The sequence below is a fragment of the uncultured Ruminococcus sp. genome (assembly GCF_947301925.1).
GTDB lineage: Bacteria > Bacillota > Clostridia > Oscillospirales > Ruminococcaceae > Ruminococcus.
Map to the genome: position 1 here is coordinate 315,500 of NZ_CAMYUE010000001.1, position 19,631 is coordinate 335,130.

Consider the following 19,631-nt stretch of genomic DNA (forward strand, 5'->3'; position numbering starts at 1 on the left):
GAGCTGCTTTTTTATTATTATTATTCAAACGAATCAAGATCTATGCCCGCAAGAAGCTCCTTGAGCTCGGCAAGCTCATCGGCAGAAAGGGTCACGCCCTTTCCCATTCTCGAATGATCGGGCGACCATTCTCTTATATCATACTTAGGCTCGTGCTCGTTCCAGCTTACCATGTTGAGCTCCTTGGTCCAGCCCTTTGCGTTTTCTGAGAGCACTCCTATTTTTTCGGTAATTTCATATTTTAATTCTGCCATTTCCCATAGCTCCTTTCAAAAAATCGGCTTATCAGCCATTACAAGTCATTATTATAACATATTATTTTAAAAAAAGCAAGCAGAAACAGGAAAAATACATCATCCGCATACAAAATCCCCCCCGCACCTGCTCCGTATATCATATTGATACGCTGAGATAACCGAGAGCTCTGCTGTAAAGCTGCCTCGGACAGCTCCTGTTGTTTATCAGCGATTCCGCAAAAGCCACCGCTTCTTCGATATTTGTTGAAAAATCAGCAATACATTCTCTTTGGCCGCTTTTATGGTCATATACCTCAATTCCGTATGTAATGACCTCATCTCCGAAAAGCGTCATTCTGCTGCTCAGAACCCTGTATGCCACCTTGTTGTCGCCGAATATTTCCATATACAGCGTTCTGTCAAGCACCTCCCGCTTGTTTCTTTTAACGATCCCGAACATTTTATTTCTCCTTTCAGCTTTTGTATTACATATATTATATCACTGCGCAGCAGCCGTGTGAACGGGGATTTTTTTGTAAAAACAAAGAATTTGAGTAATAATATGACGAAAAAGCTCACCTGTAAAGGTGAGCTTTTCTTATTCGATATCATTTATCTGCATATAAATCCTCTGCATTCGCATATCCGTCTCGGCAATGCGTTCGGCACACTCACGAAGCTCCTCCGATATGTCGGGACTGAGCTCTGCAGATGTTTTGTATCTGAGCTGATGTTCAAGACTTGCCCAGAAATCCATTGCTATAGTTCTTATCTGTATCTCAACGGGAGCGTATTCCTTGTGAGTAGAAAGATATACAGGCACATTCAGTATCATATGATAGCTTCTGTATCCGCTCGGCTTGGGAGACTTTATATAGTCCTTGCGTTTGATGACAGTAAAATCATCGCGCCTGCTGAGCATTTCCGCAATTGCGTATATGTCGCTTATATAGTAGCAGGTCACTCGTATCCCCGCAAGATCAAGCAGGTTTTTCCTTGCAGCCTCCGTCGAAAGAGGCAGCCCCTTTTTCTGGAGCTTTCCGATTATGGACTGTGGGGATTTCAGTCTGCTTTCAATGTTGTGTATGGGATTTCGCTGAAACTTCACACTGAATTCGTTATCGAGTATGTTCAGGTATGTCTTCACGACCTCTATGGCCGAGTCATATAAATGCGACAGCTGAAGAAAATCATAAAAAACATGAGAGAACGTTTCCTTGACCGACTCGTTGTTGTCTGCCAGTGCAGGCAGATTGTCGAATGCTTCCATGTAAAATTCCTTTTCGTCCATATATGTATCCTTCCTTTCTGTATTATTGGCGGCGATCAATCCTCGCCTTCCGTATAATCAAAGCGTTCCGTATCATTTCCCGCCTTGCTGAACTGGGTCTTGTAAAGCTCCGAATAAACACCGCCCTTATTGACAAGTTCACTGTGCGTTCCTCTTTCCGAAATAACGCCGTCCTTGATGACAAGTATCTCATCTGCGGCAAGGATGGTCGAAAGACGGTGAGCTATAAGAATACTTGTACGGGAAGAGATAAGCGGCTCGATGGCGTCCTGTATCTTCTGCTCGGATATGGAGTCAAGGGCAGATGTTGCCTCGTCAAATATCATGAGGGCAGGGTCCTTCAGCAGTACCCTTGCTATGGAGATACGCTGTTTTTCGCCGCCGGAAAGCTTCAGACCTCTGTTTCCTACAACTGTGTCAAGGCCTGTTTCCTGCTTTTCAATAAATTCGTAGATATTAGCCTGTTTGCAGGCCTCGATAAGCTCCTGCTCCGTCGCGTCAGGCTTTGCATATAGTAGGTTTTCACGTATAGTACCGTTAAACAGATATGTTTCCTGACTGACTATACCGATATGCTTTCTGAGATACTCAAGATCCAGCTTTCTTACGTCCGTACCGTCAAAAAGCACACTTCCAGCAGTCACATCGTATAGTCTTGGGATAAGATTTACAAGGGTACTCTTACCTGAGCCGGATGGTCCTACGACCGCAATACATTTGCCGCTGTCAAGCTTGAAGTTGATATCGCTGAGTATCTGGCGCTCCTTATCGTAATAGAAGCCTACGTTCCTGAACTCTACCTCGCCTTCGGGAGCTTTCGCGGGCGTTATGGCATCGGGTGCGTTCTCGATCTCAACGGGCATATCATAATACTCGAATATTCTTGTGAACATGGCCATTGAGCGTATCCAGTCCACCTGTATATTCAGAAGCTGGTTCACGGGGCCGTACATCCTGCCGAGAAGTGCAACGAGCACGGTTATATCACCGACTGTCAGGCTTGAATCGTACTTCATCATAAGAATACCGCCTGCAAGGTAAATAAGCATGGGGCCTATGCTGGAAAAAGTCGTCAGAGCGACTCTGAACCAACGTCCTGCCATACCCTCACGGATATTCAGCTTTATCATCTTATGATTGACCTTTTCGTACTTTTCGTACTCGGTCTGTTCCATGCCGAAAAGCTTAACAAGGAGCTGTCCGCTCACGGACATGGTCTCGTTGAGTATGCCGTTTATCTCGTCGCTGCAGGCCTGAGACTCCTTTGTGATCGACCAGCGGGTCTTTCCGGCGCTTCTTGTTGGTATGGCGAAAAGCGGCACAACAAGCACGCCAACGATAGCAAGTATCCAGTTCTGACGGAACATTACTATCATTGCAACAATAAGGGTTATCGAGTTTGACAGTATGCTTGTAAGAGTATTGGTGATTATCTGCTGGACTCCCGAGATATCGCTGGTCATTCGGGTTATGATATCGCCCTGATTGTTTGAAGTGAAGAACCTCTGGGACATTTTCTGAAGATGCAGGTACATTTTATTGCGCATATCATATGTGATATGCTGAGCTATCCATGTATTCATGTAGCTCTCGAGCACACCGATAAGATTTGCTCCGAGAGTCACGGCAAGGGACAGAACTATGAAAAATATCAGTTTTTTAAGGCTTCTGCCGATAAGGCCTTCGTCTATGATCTTTCCGGTCAGAACCGACGGAAGAAGTGAGAGTGTGGAAGAAATTATAATGGCGATAAGCACCACGATCATCTGCTTCCAGTACGGTTTCAGATAGGAAAAAATCCTTTTCAGAAGGGCTTTGGTCACCTTAGGGCGGTTCTTTTTCTCCTCATCGGTAAGATAGCCCATTCCTCTCGGTCCACCTACAGGCGGCATAGAGATCATCTCCTTAATAAAGATTATTATGTCTTCTTCAAAGATGCAGCTTTTCCGTCAAGCGCTTCTATTACCTTATTGACTGCACCGGAGTAATCCTCCTTTGCCGCCAGTTCGTTTGCCGGCTTCAGAGCCTTCTCCAGTTCCCACGGAAGCTTGTCACCGGAATACGCGATCATATTCTTTTTGTTGGCGTCTATCATCAGCATGATGCCGCTGCCGTCACTGTATTTTCGCGTATAATACGATTTCAGTATATCCTCGTTCGGCGTATCGGAACCGTTCCTCGAAGCAAGTAAAGTCAGATCGTATTTACATGAACCCATTGCCTTATCCAGGACAGTCAGCTCATCGAACTCAAATACCTGAGCGTTATCAACGATATGATCGCCGCACAGCTCTCCAAGCTGAAGCAGACGCATTATACCGCGTCTGTAGCTGCCGCCGATGATCTCTTTTGTAGACCAGTATATCGCGTTGCTCTCTGACGCCTGGCTTATTTCCGACAGACATGAGCCGGTTCTCCAGATAAAGTCTTCGTTTGTGTCGTTATTTATGAGAACAAGCAGGCCGCTGCCCTTGCCCTCATATATCCTGTTGTACTCGTCGAGGGCAAAATCCGAAGGAGACTTTCCGCCAAGGTCATTTGTAGTGACAACTGCGGCGTTTATAAGCTTCTCGGTATAGAGCCAGCCCGCATAATCATTGCAGGCTTTCAGATCGTCTGCGTTCAGCAGACCTGCCTTGTCATATACATAACTGCCGTCAGCCGTATCAACAACGCGCTCGGTAAAGGGCTGACTTGTGGCCTCCACCGATTCGTCATGCTTCTTACCGTCGTTTTTTGCCGTACAACCACACAATATCATTGCCAAAGCAGTTACTGCTGCTGTAAAAGATATGAATTTTTTCAAAAAAATCATTCCCTGCTCTTGTATTTACTATTATATTTTAGTATAATTTAATTGAAAAATCAAGTGCAGTCACATATTTCTTACATAATTTTCAGAAAAGGAGCGCCAATATGGATTACAGAGTTCAGGGAAATGATATTATTGTTTACGAGCCTGACCTTGATCTGGATGAGACCCTCGACTGCGGACAGGCATTCCGCTGGAAAAAGATCCCATCGGATCATATCTCCACCTATGAGGGAGCTTACCTGAATGACAGCCTCAGGATATCACAGACTGATAAAGGCAGCTTTATATTCCACGATACCGACGAAAACGATTTCATATCAAAGTGGATAGATTATTTCGACTTTGAAACGGACTATTCGGAACTGAAACGCTGTTTCTCCGAGGACGAGACCCTTGCAAAGGCCTGCAGCTTCGCAGGCGGTATAAGACTGCTCCGTCAGAACAGCTGGGAGTGCCTTATTTCCTTCATTATTTCCCAGAACAATAATATACCGCGTATCAAAGGCATAATCGACCGCCTTTGCGAGCATTATAACGGCTGCTTTCCCGACGCTGATGCACTCGCAGAAGAGACTGCCGATTCACTTGGATATCTCCGCAGCGGTTTCCGAGCAAAATACCTTGCCGACGCTGCCGACAAGGTTCACAGCGGCATTACAAAGCTCGATGAGATAGCAAAACTGCCCATAGATGACGCACGGAACGAACTGAAAAAGATAAAGGGCGTGGGACCGAAAGTGGCAGAATGTGTGCTATTGTTCGGTATGTACAGAACGGATGCATTTCCCAAGGATGTTTGGATAAAGAGAGTCCTCGCAGAGTACTACCCCGACGGTTTCCCCGAATTTGCCGCCGAAAAAGCAGGCATTGCCCAGCAATACCTGTTCCATTACATAAGAAATCTTCATTGACATGCTGAATAAACGCCGCCGAACAGGCAATACTCCCGATAAATAAGTTTTTGGGAGGCATTATGTTAAAAGGTGTAAACAAAAGAATAGTAGAAGTCAACGATCCGAACAGTATCTATTTCGAGAGAGCTGTATTCTATCTGAGACCGGAGGTAACGATTGTTCCCGACCTTGTTTCCCACAGGGAAGCGGAAAGACTTTATTCCGCTGTCACACCTCAGAACAGCAGTACCCGGAAAAGGTCTGCAAAGAAAATTATCATAGTTATAACAGCTGCTGCCGCTGCAGTGGCAGCCTTCATACGCATATTTTGATACAATAACAGCAATATGCTGTTTGTCAGGAGTTTTATATGGATAAGCATGAGACCAACGGCTTCAGGAACAGGCTGTCAAAGCGCTTGATATGCACTCCGAGTCCTGCCGCCAAGAATACATTCTTTTATATACAGGAGACAGGCTGCCTGAAAACCGAAGACGCAGCCGCAACTCAGCGTCACAACCTTGAATCCTTCCTCATCGCTGCTGTAATAAGCGGCAGAGGCGAGGTAACTGTGGGAAACGAGACATATCCTCTCGGAAAGGGCGACTGCTTCTTCCTTGACTGCCGTATTTCCCATTATTACAAGAGCTCCGCAAACGACCCCTGGGAGCTTATGTGGATACATTTTAACGGCAGCACCTCTCAGCAGTATTACGATTATTTCATATCGCAGTCAAAAAATGTGTTCAGGCCGCCGTTTTTCGACAAAGTCATCTCGGCAATATCCGAGATAATCGATATAAACGACAGAAAGCTCCCCGATGCGGAGATCACCACTTCCAAGCTCATCGTGGATCTTCTCACCCTTTCCCTGACCGTTAACAACACTGCGCAGCAGTACGATTCTGCACTGAAACAGAAGCTTGCGGCTGTACACAACTACATCGACGACCATTTCAACGAGGATCTGTCTCTTGAAAAGCTGTCATCGGAATTCTACATAAGCAAATACTATCTGACCCGTGAATACAAGAAGATCTACGGTAAGACCATTTTCCAGCATATAATAACCGCCCGCATCAACTACGGAAAGAAACTGCTGCGCTTTTCGGACAAGTCCGTTGAGGAGATAGCGCATCTTTGCGGATTCAACGATCAGAGCTATTTTGCAAGGCAGTTCAAAAAGACCGAGAATCTCACTTGCTTTTCATACAGAAAAATGTGGAGAGACTGACATATAAAGAAAAAAGAGAGCATAAGCTCTCTTTTTTTATGACCAGACCGATAAGCCGGGTTCTGTCGTGTGCGGTAATTTATCTACGCTTATCGTCGCCGATAAGCTGAAGCCGTCATTACCTGTTATCCGCCGAGCCGACGTTGAGATAACAGGCACCAATAGACGTTGCATCGGATAGGGTTTACATAGCAGCGCTGTCTCCAGCACTCTGGTGAGCTCTTACCTCGCCTTTCCACCATCGCCGCCGTAAAGACGGCAGTATATCTCTGTTGCACTTGCCCTAAGGTCGCCCTCGGCTGCCGTTAGCAGCTACCCTGCTCTGTGATGCCCGGACTTTCCTCGTAAACTAAAGCGTTTCCGCTACCGCATAGTCTGCTCACCTGATAATGATATCATTTTTTTGATAAAAAGTCAAGCTCTGACCTTCTCTGCCAGCTTATACCCAAGTATATCCGCTATTTTCCGTACTTCATCAGCCTTCATGGCCTTGATTTTGAACCGCTTGTGCTCCTCCCCCTCGAACCATATGCTCATGGCGCAGCGTCCGCTGAGAGCCTGAAGAAGATTCTGCTCAAGCTCCATTTTCACGATCTTTCTGCGATCGGATACTACAGTATGGAAACGTGTCCACGCGGAACACCTTATCATTATCTTATCGTCGTAAAGCGCTACGCCGCTTGTCAGGAGAGCCACGAACTTTACGATTATAAACCACACAGCCGGTATCTCAAACATGACGGCAGCAAAGAATGAGAGCTCTGCAAATCGTGGAAAAAGTCTTGCGACCCAATCGTGGGAAGGTACTATCAGCGCTGCTACCAGCAGCGGTATCATCAGATATGAGCCGATACCCGCAGGCTGAGCACAGAAATTGTTCCGTATACCGCTGTATATGCCTATAACCTGTAGGTTCTTGCCGAGGCTCTTTTCATGCTTAACGGGCAGAAGCACGGGAAGCCTGTTTTTGGACGAACCATAACCCGCGCAGCTTATATTGACGGCTACGGCGCCGAAAAGCTTCATTATCAGATTCTGTCTGAGATCGGTATAATTGATATGGGAGTTCTTTATGCGGTATTCCTTACGGTCGAGTATGCCGTATCCGACCTTCATGCAGTGCTTATCGCACTCTATGGAGAATTTGCCGTATCTGAAAAGATTGACAAGGAAGGATACGAACCAGGAGGCTATGAAGAATACACCCATGAATATAGCGGCCGTAGGTATTTTCAGTACCAGCTTCTCCGTTATCTTTGCCGTTTCGGCAGTAATGATATTGAGCGATCTGCTGATAATGTCATAGGCAATGTCGCCGCCTTTGAGGAAAAAAGTGGCAAGATAGACCGTTCCCGAAAAACCGCTCGAAAAGAAAACGGAGAAAAGCAGTATCGAAAGCGCCGTAGGCTGAGGTATACCCTCTATTTTCTGCTGATCGTTGATATCGGGCATACGTTCCATTATGGCTTTTCTTGTTTTATTGCTTACAAGAAGCTTCAGGTCTACGGTCTTGAATATGCCTGCGCGTGTATCGCACCTGAATCTCATCGCTCTTACAGGCACCATGTACAAAGGCCGCTCCACAGTTACGGAGCTGATATTCCTGAAGGGAATATAGGTATTAACTCTTACAAACACGCCGTCTCTGTGGACAAGCTCATCATTGGTAAAATCGATCCTTGAAAAGAACCACCTGACCAGTCCGAATATAATGATGGCTCCGAGAACGGCTATATCGAACCATGCGCCCCTGACCCAGCTGTAAAACCAGTTCTTGTCAAAATGATAGGTGTATATGCCTCTTAACAGAGGAAAAATAAGGAGCCAGATGTTCTTTGCGGAATACTTCAGTATTTTCAGAGGGTGTTCATGGTACATACTTATCCCCCTTTATGTCTATACTGCCTGATATCTTGATTATCTCCTTTGCGTCCGACTGTTTGAGGAAAAGCAGTCTGAGCTGTCCGCCGTAGACAAAGAATATTATAAAATTAAAGCCTGTATACTGTGAGAACGGGCTGCTGATTATGGTTGTATACTGTATTGACGAGTATCTCACCGACTGGTGGACTTTTATAAATACACCGCTGCTCTTGGTTACCTCCGTCCTTGTGACGGTATAGCTGATGGATGAAAAAAACAGGGGGAGATGTACGAACATCTCGATACAGGCGACAGCGATAACACCGACCGTCGTATATATAACGACTTTTTCTATCGGAATAAAATATCTGACAGCTGAAAGTATAATGATAACAGCAGCTGTTATCATAAGTCTCAGCGTAGTGAGACAATGTCTGTCAGGATAATATTGTTTCATTCTCCGCCCCCTTTCCCAGTATATTTTCATTATAGCACAAATATCATTTAATGTAAAACATAATTTAAAGACAAATTGTAAACTTTATAGCAGAAAAATCGCGGAAAGAGTGTGTTTATGCTGGAAAAGGCAGCTTCACTGATATGGGGCAGAACGACAGTATTGCTTCTGCTTGTGACGGGAGTAGTGTATACGATCAGATATCGTTTCATACAGTTCAGGATGTTCGGTTATATATTTAAGAACCTGAAAAAAGGAAGAAATATCGGTCCCCAGGTGCGTACAATGTGTATGTCCCTTGGAGCTGCCATGGGCACGGGCAACATCACAGGAGTAGCGGCTGCAATTGCGTCAGGCGGAGCAGGTGCCGTATTCTGGATGTGGGTCTCGGCTTTTTTGGGAATGGCTACTGTATATGTGGAAAACTCTCTTTCGGCAAAATACAGCGATGCAACGTTAAAAGGCCCTATGGCCTATCTGAAAAAGGGCTTGGGAAGCCCTGCGCTTGCCGCTGTATTCGCAATATGCTGCATCTTCACCTCGTTCGGTATGGGCGGAATGATACAGATCAACTGTATGAGCGAAAGCATAAGAGAATGTATCTCCGTCGATTCGTTTACCCTTTCCGCGATCCTTTTCATAGTGATATATCTTGTAATAAGCGGCGGCAAGGAACGTATCGGCAAAACCGCTCAGCTGGCACTGCCGGCAGCTTCAATAATCTACGGAGCACTGTGCCTTGCGGTGATATACACTGAAAAAGGTCGGCTTTCCGACGTTTTTTCGAACATTATATGCGGAGCGTTCGGCATAAAACAGGCAGCAGGCGGAGCGATGGGCTATACTGTTTCACAGGCGGTCTCCACAGGCATAAGACGAGGCATATTTTCAAACGAAGCAGGTCTCGGAAGCTCTCCTCTGCTCCACAGCTCCGCAGAAAAATGCAATTCAGCGCAATTGCAGGGTATGAGCAGCATGATAGAGGTTTTTATCGACACAATGCTGTGCTGTTCGCTCACCGCAGTAACTCTGCTGTGCAGCGTGAATTGCAGCGATATATCGGAAGCTCTCGGTATTGTATCGGGCAGAGCTTCAGAACCTCTGCTGGCGGCTGTGCTGACCGTTTTTGCCTTTTGTACGGTCATAGGCTGGTATTATGCGGGAGAATCCGCATTTCTGTATCTGATGCCGAAAGCTCCGCGGAAGCTCTTTGTATGTGTATTTGCGCTTATCGCCTCTTTCGGCGCTCTTTTCAAATCTGATATGCTCTGGAATCTTTCGGATATCTTCAATGGCACTATGATGATACCCAACCTTATAGGACTGATATTCCTGTTCAGGCACACCGCAAACGAATAAAAGGCATTAAAACTGTCAATAAATCATATGTGGAAAGAAAAAAGGCGATTCGTCCCCTACTTTTATTTCAACGGTTACAAAAAATTTATTGATAATGCCAAATGTTAAAAACAGCCCCTTTCCCTATTGACATTGAGCTCCTGTTTTTGTATAATTATAGTGTGAATTATTATGCCTGTGCATATATAAACTATCAGTATTTTTATGCAGGATTATTACGGCTTTTATGGTGAGTCATCGCCATTAAGATACAGGAACGTGCGGCGATATGCGTTCCATCGGTTTCGGATCAGTTATTCTCGGGATCACATTGATAATAAAACAGGATATGCTCATCGAAAGAGCTTGTACGTTTGCCTGTTTTCTGTGTGGTCAGTCTTTTTATCGCCTTTTTAAGTTCAGGATCATCAATTCCGAAGCCCTTTTACATACTTTTTCAGGCTTCCGCAGCGTTCATACGGAAGTCTTGTGATTTTTGAAAGTGAGGTCATATAGTGAACGAAAAAGATAAAAATACAAAGGCTAAGAAGAATACATCGGATACGCCTAAAAGAACTTACAGAAAGAGAACTGCGCCAAAGGAGAAAACAGTAAAGGAAACTGTTTCCAAGAACGAAAAAACAAGCGCAGCAAAGCCTGCTGCCCGCACAAGAAAGCCCAAGGAAGTCAAAAAGACTCCCGTAAAGATCATACCACTCGGCGGACTTAATGAGATAGGTAAGAATATGACGCTCTTTGAGTGTTCAAACGATATATTCATTCTTGACTGCGGACTTGCATTCCCTGACGCGGATATGCCCGGCGTAGATATAGTTATCCCCGATTTCACATATGTTGAGCGCAATCAGGACAAGATAAGAGGTATCGTCATTACACACGGCCACGAGGATCATATAGGCGGTCTTGCATATCTGCTCAAGAAGATAAATGTTCCCGTATATGCCACAAGGCTCACCATAGGCCTTATTGAGGGCAAGCTCAAGGAACAGGGTCTCAGCGGAAAGGTGAACCTCAATATCGTTGAGCCTAAAAAGACCGTTAAAATGGGCTGTATGGCTGTTGAATTCATCAAGGTGAATCACTCTATCCCCGATTCGGTTGGTATGGCTATACACACCCCCGCAGGTGTTATCGTACACACAGGCGACTTCAAGGTGGACTATTCCCCTATTGACGGCAAGATAATAGACCTTGCACGCTTCGGCGAACTCGGAAGCCGCGGCGTACTTGCTCTTATGGCAGATTCGACCAATGCTGAGCGGCCCGGATATACCCATTCCGAAAGAACTGTCGGCGATTCCTTCGACAAGCTCTTCCAGAAGGGCGAGGGCAAGCGTATCATAATCGCTACATTCTCCTCGAATATCCACCGCGTCCAGCAGATCATAAACTGCGCTGTCAGATACAACCGTAAGGTCGCTGTATTCGGCAGGAGCATGATAAACGTTATCAATACCGCTATCGAGATCGGATATCTCGATGTTCCTGACGGTATTATCATCGATATCGAAATGATGAACCGATATGAGAGCGAGCGCATCGTCCTCATAACTACGGGAAGCCAGGGCGAGCCTATGTCGGCTCTTACAAGAATGGCCATGAACGACCACAAAAAGGTCAACATTACGCCTATGGATTTCATCATCATATCGGCTACTCCCATTCCCGGAAACGAGAAATTCGTTACCAGAGTGGTAAACGAGCTGATGAAATCGGGCGCAGAAGTCGTATATGAGGCCATGTACGAGGTTCACGTTTCGGGACACGCCTGTCAGGAGGAGCTCAAGCTCATGCAGGCTCTTACAAAGCCGAAGTTCTTTATTCCCGTTCACGGTGAATACAAGCATCTGAAGAAACACGCCGATCTTGCGCTGCAGATGGGTATGCCAAAGGAAAACGTCATCATCGCCGAGATAGGCAATGTCATCGAGACTGACGGAGCTACCATGAAGGTCGTTTCACAGGTCCCCGCAGGCAGAGTACTGGTCGACGGCCTTGGCGTCGGAGATGTGGGCTCCATCGTTCTCAGGGACAGGAAGCATCTGGCTCAGGACGGTCTGATAATCATCGTTATCGGTATCGAAAAGAACAGCAACGAGATCGTTGCGGGCCCGGATATCATATCACGAGGCTTCGTTTACGTTCGTGAATCCGAGGAACTCATGGTCGAAGCACGTGGACTTCTGTCAGATACCCTTGCAAACTGCTCTTCAAGCGAGCTGAGAGAGTGGAATTCTCTCAAGGGCAAGCTTCGTGACGCTCTTTCTGATTACATCTATCAGAAAACAAAGCGCAGTCCCATGATCCTCCCGATCATTATGGAGACATGAACCTTCCGAAAGGAGCTTTAAGGTGAAAAAGAAATACCCGGCAGTCCTGATGATCCTGCATCTGCTGGCTCTCGGCACAATGATAGCTTCCTATCTGCTGATAGGTCACGCCGACAGAACAGTAAATGTACTGTTTCTCGCGTCTGCCGTTATAATATTCATTTGTATCATTTATACTATCTTTTATTCAAGGAACTCAATGCGGCACATATCAAAAATGAATCAGCATCTTGAAAGCTCTGCCGCTGAGTTCATGAATTCACTGCCCGCTCCCGTTGCCGTTATCGACGACCACAGGCAGTTCGTCTGGTATAACCGGATATTTGCCGAGAAGATAGGCCTCGGACAGGATGTATACGGCCATGATTTTGAAGGCTTCGTCAAGATCGATATAGATTCGCTCATTTCCAACGGCAGAGCTATCTGCCCCGTAAACGGATGTATATACGACGTTACTTCCGAAAAATTCGACAAGAACGATATGTCCTTCCTCGTTCTCTATTTCCATGACGAAACAAGCTATTACGCCATGAAGAAGTCAATGGACGAGTCACACCCCAACGTGGTGGTCATCACTATAGATAATTACGACGATATAATGCAGAACGCCAAGGAAAGCGAAAAGGCTCAGACCTCTGTCGAGACCGAGAAGCTCATCGAAAATTTCATGAGCAAGACAAACGGCTTCATAAAAAAGACCTCGTCCAACACCTTCTTCGCTATAATCGAGAACCGTCATCTCAATTCCATTATCGAAGGCAGGTTCAAGATTCTTGATGCCGCAAGAAATATCAAGATCGCAGGAAAATACCCCCTCACCTTCTCTATCGGTGTAGGTCAGGGCGCTTCTTCGCTCTCCGAAAGCGAGAGCATCGCAAGACAATGTCTTGATATGGCTCTGGGACGCGGAGGCGATCAGGCTGTCATCAAGACCGACAGCGGATACCGCTTCTTCGGTGGTGTTTCAAAGGGCGTCGAAAAGCGTTCAAGGTCAAAGACAAGGATAATTGCAAATGCCATGCAGGATCTCATTATGAGCTCTGACAGGGTGTTCATTATGGGCCACCGTTTCAGCGATCTGGATTCCGTGGGAGCTGCCTGCGGTATGGCCGGTGCGCTGAAAATACTGGGCAAACAGGCGTACATCGTTGTTGACCGCTCAAAAAGTCTTGCTTCCAACCTTATAGATATTGTAGATTCCGAGACGGAGGGAGAGCTTTTCATCACTCCCGTCGAGGCCGAGGAAAACATCGGTCAGAACGATATGCTCATAGTTGTTGATACTCACAATAAGGACTATGTGGAAAGCCGCGAACTCTATGAAAATGCGAGATCTGTAGTTGTCATAGATCACCACAGAAAGACTGTCAACTTCATTGATGACGCCGTTATTTTCCACCACGAGCCCTACGCTTCTTCCGCTTCGGAAATGGTGACCGAGATCATACAGTACTTCAACTACGGTACAGACGAAAAGATCGCAAGCTGTCATGCCGACGCTCTCCTTGCCGGTATAATGCTCGATACAAAGAACTTTGTTATGAGAACAGGCGTAAGGACCTTTGAGGCCGCTGCGTTCCTGAAAAAACTGGGAGCTGACACCATAGCCGTAAAGCTCCTGTTCTCAAATTCCATCGACTCCTACAGAAGAAAAACTCAGATAGTTGCTTCTGCAAAGATACATAACAACTGCGCTATTGCCGCAGCGGATTTCAAATCCGATGATATACGCCTCGTTGCTCCCCAGGCAGCAGATGAGCTGCTGGGAATTACCGATGTGGACGCTTCATTCGTAATATACAGAACGGGAAGCGCTGTAAATATTTCGGCGAGATCTTTAGGTGCGCTGAACGTACAGGTGATCATGGAACAGCTTGGCGGCGGCGGACACCAGACAATGGCGGCAACGCAGCTTGAAGGCTTCACAGTGGAGGAAGCCGTGAAGGCACTTATATTCGCAATAGACGAGTGCCGTAAGAATTCACAGTAAAAACAGACCGAAAGGCAGGTATAAATATGAAAGTAATTTTCTTAAAGGACGTAAAAGGTTCGGGAAAAAAGGGTGAACTGAAAAACGTTGCGGACGGATATGCACGCAATATGCTGCTCCCCAAGGGACTGGCGGTTGAGGCTACTCCCGAGAACATGAACAAACTGGAAGGCGCTCAGGCGTCCGCTCAGCACAAGATCGACGTTGATATACAGAACGCTAAGGACGCGGCTGCCAGGATCAAGGGCAAAAAAGTTCTTATCAAGGCAAAAGCAGGCTCTAACGGCAAGCTTTTCGGTTCTGTAACCGGCGCAAATGTCGCTGCTGCAATTTCGGAACAGCTCGGCGTCAGCGTAGACAAGAAAAAAATCGTTTTAAGTACAGATATCAAGAACTTCGGCTCCTACACCGCAGCGGTCAAGCTGTATAACGGCATTTCCGAGACTGTGGACGTGGAAGTTACCGAAGGCTGATCGGTGAACAATATGGATGAAAATGATATCCTGCTCTCCGCCCGCGAACTGCCGCACAGTATCGAGGCGGAGCAGTCCGTTTTAGGAGCTATAATCTCCGATCCGACTGTTCTGTCGGATGTTATCGAGCTCATCAAGCCCGAGTATTTCTATAACGAGCAGCATAAAGCTCTTTATTCCATAATGCTGCAAATGAACTCCATGAGCCTGCCTGTTGATATCGTGACTGTTCTCAACGAGGCGGAAAAACAGCATATTTTTGAAAGTCCTGCCGAGGGCAGACGTTACCTTGCGGAAATAGGCAATCTTCTTCCTTCAACAGCGAATATCGAGAGCTATTGCAGGATAGTAGCTGATAAATACTTCCTCAGAAGTCTCAGCTACGTTGCAAGAACTATCCTTGAAGAAGTCCAGTCGGGCGAGCAGAATGCTCAGCTGCTTCTGGATTCCGCAGAACAGAAGATATACGATATCAGGCAGGGACGGGACGTCCGCGGACTCGTTCCCCTTTCGGAGGCCATTGCCGAAGCATATGACAGGCTCGGAAAGATATCGGGTCCCGACAAGGAAAAATATGTGGGCGCAAGGACAGGCTTTACGCTGCTGGACAGTATTACTTCCGGTCTCAACAAATCGGACCTTATCATAATAGCTGCCCGTCCCGGTATGGGTAAGACCTCTTTTGCTATGAATATCGCCACAAACGTGGCAAGACGCGCTGAAAAGGAAGTCGTTACCTTCAATCTGGAAATGTCAAAAGAGCAGCTTGCCACAAGAATTCTTTCCACGGAGGCCCTCGTTGAATCAAACACTCTGAGAAACGGACGTATTTCAGGCGATGACTGGGTAAAACTGGCAACAAGCGCAGGATATCTGAGCTCTCTGCCGCTATTCATTGACGACACCGCAAGTATGACTGTACAGCAGATGAAAGCAAAGCTGAGACGTACAAAAAATCTCGGCCTTGTCATAATCGACTATCTTCAGCTCATGGAATCTACCTCGCGATCCGATAACCGTGTTACGATCATCAGTGAGATAACCCGTCAGCTGAAGGTCATGGCAAAAGAGCTGAATGTGCCTGTAATACTGCTTTCTCAGCTATCCCGTGCTGTCGAGAGCAGAACAGACAAGCGCCCTATGCTGTCAGACCTGCGTGAATCAGGTTCCATCGAGCAGGATGCCGATATCGTTCTGTTCCTTTACCGCGACGCTTATTATAATAAGGAAAGCCAGAACCAGAACATATCCGAGTGTATCGTTGCCAAGAACCGTCACGGCGAAACGGGCACGGTAAAGCTCATATGGGACGGTCAGTATACACGTTTCTCGAATCCCGACTATAATGAGCCCCCCGAAAGCCTATGACAATTCTTGATAAGATCTGCAGATTCATCTGCGAAAACAATATGCTGTCCCGTGGTGATACCGTTGTATGCGGTCTCTCCGGCGGAGCCGACAGCGTCGCTCTGCTGCTGTCTTTGTTTCAGCTCAGCGAAAAGCTGGAAATAAACGTGGAAGCCGTCCATGTAAACCACTGTATACGCGGAGAAGAAAGCGACAGGGACGAAGAGTTCTGTCGCGGTCTGTGTGCGGAAAACGGTATCCCCTTCCATGCGGTTCGCTGTAATGTGCCAAAGGAGGCGGAACGGTTGCAGAGATCACTGGAGGAAACCGCAAGAATAATGCGATATGACTGCTTTTCCAGATATTCCGCAGGCAAAAAACTGGCTACCGCTCACAATGCAAACGACAATCTAGAGACCCTAATCCTGAATCTTGCAAGAGGTTCGGGCGTAAAAGGTCTTGCAGGGATCCCCTGCACCAGGGATAATATAATTAGACCCCTGCTGACAGTCACAAGAAGTGAGATCGAGGATTTCCTCAGGGATATGGATCAGCCTTATGTAACAGACAGTACAAACCTTTCCGACGATTATACAAGAAACAGGATCCGCCACAGGATAATCCCGCTTCTTCAGGAAATAAACAGCTCTGTTATCGAGACATCCGTTAACAGTATCGCTGCATTACGAGAGGAAAACAACGCACTGGAGGCTATTGCCGACTCTGCCATGGAGCAGTGCCGAAAGGGACAGAAACTCGCGGGACTTGCTTCATATGACTCTGTTAACCGTAAGCGCTGTATATCGAGGCTGCTTGCAGAGAATCAGCTTCCTTACTCCCATAAAAGGCTCGAGGAGGCGGACGATATACTCCTCCACGGCGGAAAGATCAATATATCAGGCAAATATTTCCTTGTCGGGAGCAAAGGTTCCATTGAACTGAAAGCCATCGGCAACAAGGAAGAGATTGTTATTGATCAGCCGCTGACAATCGGAGATAATACTGTCAGTGATATATGTACAGTAAAATGTGAAATTGTCGAATGTGATAATTTGAAGAAAATTGAAGCTGTTCACAAAAAATCCACATTTTATGTCCTTGATTATGATAAAATAAGAGGAAGGCTTTTTTTAAAGACCCGTAAATACGGCGACAAAATCAAGCTAAAAGGAAGAAATTTCACTTCTTCCGTGAAAAAGCTGATCAATGAAAGGATCCCTGCCGAAAAAAGAAATGATCTTCTTTTCGCAGCGGATGATGAAGGAACTATCCTGGCGGAGGGCATAGGCATAGCCGACAGAGTTGCCCCCGATGATGATACAGCCAGATTTCTGACAATTTCATTTATACGATCATAAAGAATGGAGAGGATAATTTGACACCAAAGAAAAGCAAAGGCATTATCACCTATCTGCTTCTTATCGTTATTGCGGTATTCTGCCTTGTATTTATCAGCTCAAGGATAAACGCAAATACCGATAAGACCGAGTATTCAAAGATTATCAGTTATTTCGATGAGTACAAGGTATGTTACTATGAACTTGATCTCGGTACAGGCGATCTGACCTATAAGCTTATAGACGATGATACCGAAAAGCATTATACCGTTCCCAATGTAAATATATTCCTTACAGATACGGAGAACTACCGTCAGGAGTATAAAGAGAATAATCCAAAAGGTCCTGAGCTTGAGCTTGACTATATCAAGGTAACAGACAGAACATGGCTCTATTCCCTTATCCCGGTTCTTCTGACAATAATCCTCGGTATCGCCATACTCTACTTCATGATGAAGCAGAGCGGCGGCGGCGGTAAGTATACCACCTTCGGCAAAGCAAACCTGAAGAACGGCGCAAGCGCACGAAAGGCCACCTTCAAGGACGTTGCAGGTGCCGACGAGGAAAAGCAGGAGCTCGTCGAGATAGTTGACTACCTCAAGAACCCCAAAAAGTATACAGAACTGGGCGCTAAAGTGCCCAAGGGCGTTCTCCTTCTGGGACCTCCCGGTACAGGTAAGACACTTCTTGCCCGTGCTGTAGCAGGTGAGGCAGGCTGCCCATTCTTCCCTATCTCCGGTTCTGATTTCGTTGAAATGTTCGTAGGTGTCGGTGCTTCAAGAGTCCGTGACCTTTTTGAACAGGCAAAGAAACACGCACCCGCTATCATTTTCATTGATGAGATAGACGCTGTAGGACGTCACAGAGGCGCAGGTCTCGGCGGCGGACACGACGAGCGTGAGCAGACTCTTAACCAGCTCCTTGTTGAAATGGACGGCTTTACAGGAAATGAAAGCGTTATCGTTATTGCTGCTACAAACAGGCGCGATATCCTCGATCCTGCTCTGCTCAGACCCGGACGTTTTGACAGACAGATCGTTGTAGGCTATCCCGATGTAAAGGGACGTGAGGAGATACTCAGAGTTCACGCTAAGAACAAGCCCCTTGCTCCCGATGTTGATATACAGCGTATCGCAAGAACTACTCAGGGCTTTACAGGCGCTGACCTCGAAAATGTACTCAATGAGGCGGCTCTCCTCGCTGCAAGAAACGAGCGTCTTGCCATCACTGAGGCTGATATCGAGGAAGCCACTCTCAAGGTCATTGCAGGTCCCGAGAAAAAATCAAGGATCGTTACCGAAAGCGATAAGAAGATCACAGCTTATCACGAGGCAGGTCACGCTATTGCTGCATATATACTTCCTACTCAGGATAAAGTTCATCAGGTTACTATTATCCAGAGAGGCATGGCAGCAGGTATGACCATTCACCGTCCCGATACCGACGATCAGCACGTTTCACGCAATCAGATGCGCGAGCGTATAATCGTTCTTCTGGGCGGAAGATGCAGCGAGGAGATCTTCCTTGACGATATCTGCACAGGAGCTTCAAACGATATCGAGCGTGCAACTGCTACTGCAAGAAATATGGTCACAAAGTACGGCTTCTCGTCAAAGCTCGGCGCTGTTGCTTACGGCTCTGATAACGATGAGGTATTCCTCGGCAAGGACTACGGCCATACCAAGAATTACAGCGAGGCAGTGGCTGCACAGATCGACGAAGAGATAAGAGTTATCATCAACAAGGCTTACGCCGATTGTTTACAGCTCCTCAAAGAAAACGCTGACAAGATCCATTTACTTGCCAGGTATCTGCTCAAGTACGAGAAGATCGACGGCGACGATTTTGAAAAGCTCATGACAGGCGAGTTAGTTCCCGATCTTTCAGATGATACTACCGAAACAACTTCGTCTGAAGGCGTTGAAGATAATACTATCTGATATCTTTGATAAATGTCCCGAAGAAGCTTTTTCTTCGGGATTTTTATTGCTAAAACGCTCCTCATA

General features: G+C 46.4%; 17 protein-coding genes and 1 other RNA gene. 10 read left to right on the forward strand and 8 right to left on the reverse strand.

Annotation, left to right across the window (positions count from 1 at the left end; translation table 11 throughout):
• Positions 1–20: 20 nt before the first annotated feature.
• From Q0Y65_RS01505 to Q0Y65_RS01525, 5 genes are all read right to left on the reverse strand, one after another.
• Positions 21–254 carry a YdbC family protein gene (locus Q0Y65_RS01505; protein ID WP_037298838.1) on the reverse strand — a complete coding sequence of 78 codons (234 nt, stop codon included), beginning with the start codon at positions 252–254 and terminating at the stop codon, positions 21–23.
• Positions 255–393: 139 nt separating this feature from the next.
• Complete coding sequence (locus Q0Y65_RS01510) at positions 394–696, reverse strand: hypothetical protein (protein WP_297955969.1); 303 nt, start codon at positions 694–696, stop codon at positions 394–396.
• Positions 697–834: 138 nt separating this feature from the next.
• A complete protein-coding gene (locus tag Q0Y65_RS01515) occupies positions 835–1,527 on the reverse strand; it encodes a GTP pyrophosphokinase family protein (protein ID WP_297955972.1) in 693 nt (230 codons plus the stop codon).
• A gap of 35 nt (positions 1,528–1,562) precedes the next feature.
• A complete protein-coding gene (locus tag Q0Y65_RS01520) occupies positions 1,563–3,419 on the reverse strand; it encodes an ABC transporter ATP-binding protein (RefSeq protein ID WP_297955975.1) in 1,857 nt (618 codons plus the stop codon).
• A 26-nt stretch (positions 3,420–3,445) separates the two neighbouring features.
• Positions 3,446–4,288 carry a TPM domain-containing protein gene (locus Q0Y65_RS01525; RefSeq protein WP_297957042.1) on the reverse strand — a complete coding sequence of 281 codons (843 nt, stop codon included), beginning with the start codon at positions 4,286–4,288 and terminating at the stop codon, positions 3,446–3,448.
• Between the two features lie 155 nt (positions 4,289–4,443).
• Here Q0Y65_RS01525 and Q0Y65_RS01530 point away from each other — a divergent pair, with 155 nt between their 5' ends.
• From Q0Y65_RS01530 to Q0Y65_RS01540, 3 genes are all read left to right on the forward strand, one after another.
• A complete protein-coding gene (locus Q0Y65_RS01530; protein WP_297955978.1) occupies positions 4,444–5,253 on the forward strand; it encodes a DNA-3-methyladenine glycosylase in 810 nt (269 codons plus the stop codon).
• Between the two features lie 62 nt (positions 5,254–5,315).
• Positions 5,316–5,567 carry a hypothetical protein gene (locus tag Q0Y65_RS01535; protein ID WP_297955981.1) on the forward strand — a complete coding sequence of 84 codons (252 nt, stop codon included), beginning with the start codon at positions 5,316–5,318 and terminating at the stop codon, positions 5,565–5,567.
• Positions 5,568–5,605: 38 nt separating this feature from the next.
• Positions 5,606–6,469, forward strand: coding sequence for an AraC family transcriptional regulator (locus tag Q0Y65_RS01540; RefSeq protein WP_297955984.1), 864 nt, complete (start codon positions 5,606–5,608; stop codon positions 6,467–6,469).
• Positions 6,470–6,504: 35 nt separating this feature from the next.
• Here Q0Y65_RS01540 and rnpB read toward each other — a convergent pair.
• The 3 genes from rnpB to Q0Y65_RS01555 all read right to left on the reverse strand — a co-directional run bounded on the left by rnpB (position 6,505) and on the right by Q0Y65_RS01555 (position 8,789).
• Positions 6,505–6,851, reverse strand: an RNA gene (rnpB, locus tag Q0Y65_RS01545) — RNase P RNA component class A.
• A 32-nt stretch (positions 6,852–6,883) separates the two neighbouring features.
• Positions 6,884–8,347, reverse strand: coding sequence for a PH domain-containing protein (locus Q0Y65_RS01550; protein ID WP_297955987.1), 1,464 nt, complete (start codon positions 8,345–8,347; stop codon positions 6,884–6,886).
• Complete coding sequence (locus Q0Y65_RS01555; protein ID WP_297955989.1) at positions 8,337–8,789, reverse strand: PH domain-containing protein; 453 nt, start codon at positions 8,787–8,789, stop codon at positions 8,337–8,339. Before Q0Y65_RS01555 ends, Q0Y65_RS01550 begins: the two co-directional genes overlap by 11 nt.
• A 117-nt stretch (positions 8,790–8,906) precedes the next feature.
• Here Q0Y65_RS01555 and Q0Y65_RS01560 point away from each other — a divergent pair, with 117 nt between their 5' ends.
• The 7 genes from Q0Y65_RS01560 (at position 8,907) to ftsH (ending at position 19,565) form a co-directional block, all read left to right on the forward strand.
• Positions 8,907–10,148 (forward strand): sodium:alanine symporter family protein, encoded by a 1,242-nt coding sequence (locus tag Q0Y65_RS01560; protein WP_297955994.1) that lies wholly within the window; start codon positions 8,907–8,909, stop codon positions 10,146–10,148.
• A 686-nt stretch (positions 10,149–10,834) separates the two neighbouring features.
• A complete protein-coding gene (locus Q0Y65_RS01565) occupies positions 10,835–12,478 on the forward strand; it encodes a ribonuclease J (protein WP_297957045.1) in 1,644 nt (547 codons plus the stop codon).
• A gap of 22 nt (positions 12,479–12,500) precedes the next feature.
• Positions 12,501–14,468, forward strand: a complete 1,968-nt coding sequence (locus tag Q0Y65_RS01570; protein WP_297955996.1) for a DHH family phosphoesterase — start codon at positions 12,501–12,503, stop codon at positions 14,466–14,468.
• A 26-nt stretch (positions 14,469–14,494) separates the two neighbouring features.
• A complete protein-coding gene (gene rplI, locus Q0Y65_RS01575; protein WP_297955999.1) occupies positions 14,495–14,941 on the forward strand; it encodes a 50S ribosomal protein L9 in 447 nt (148 codons plus the stop codon).
• Positions 14,942–14,953: 12 nt separating this feature from the next.
• Positions 14,954–16,309: a replicative DNA helicase gene (gene dnaB / locus Q0Y65_RS01580; protein ID WP_297956002.1), complete on the forward strand. Its 1,356-nt coding sequence runs from the start codon at positions 14,954–14,956 to the stop codon at positions 16,307–16,309.
• Entirely contained in the window at positions 16,306–17,646 is a 1,341-nt protein-coding gene (gene tilS, locus Q0Y65_RS01585) for a tRNA lysidine(34) synthetase TilS (protein ID WP_297956005.1), read from the forward strand. The genes dnaB and tilS overlap by 4 nt, the downstream gene beginning before the upstream one ends.
• 17 nt (positions 17,647–17,663) lie before the next feature.
• The gene (ftsH, locus tag Q0Y65_RS01590; protein ID WP_297956008.1) at positions 17,664–19,565 is read left to right on the forward strand and encodes an ATP-dependent zinc metalloprotease FtsH; all 1,902 of its coding nucleotides are present in this window, start codon (positions 17,664–17,666) and stop codon (positions 19,563–19,565) included.
• Positions 19,566–19,631 lie beyond the last annotated feature (66 nt).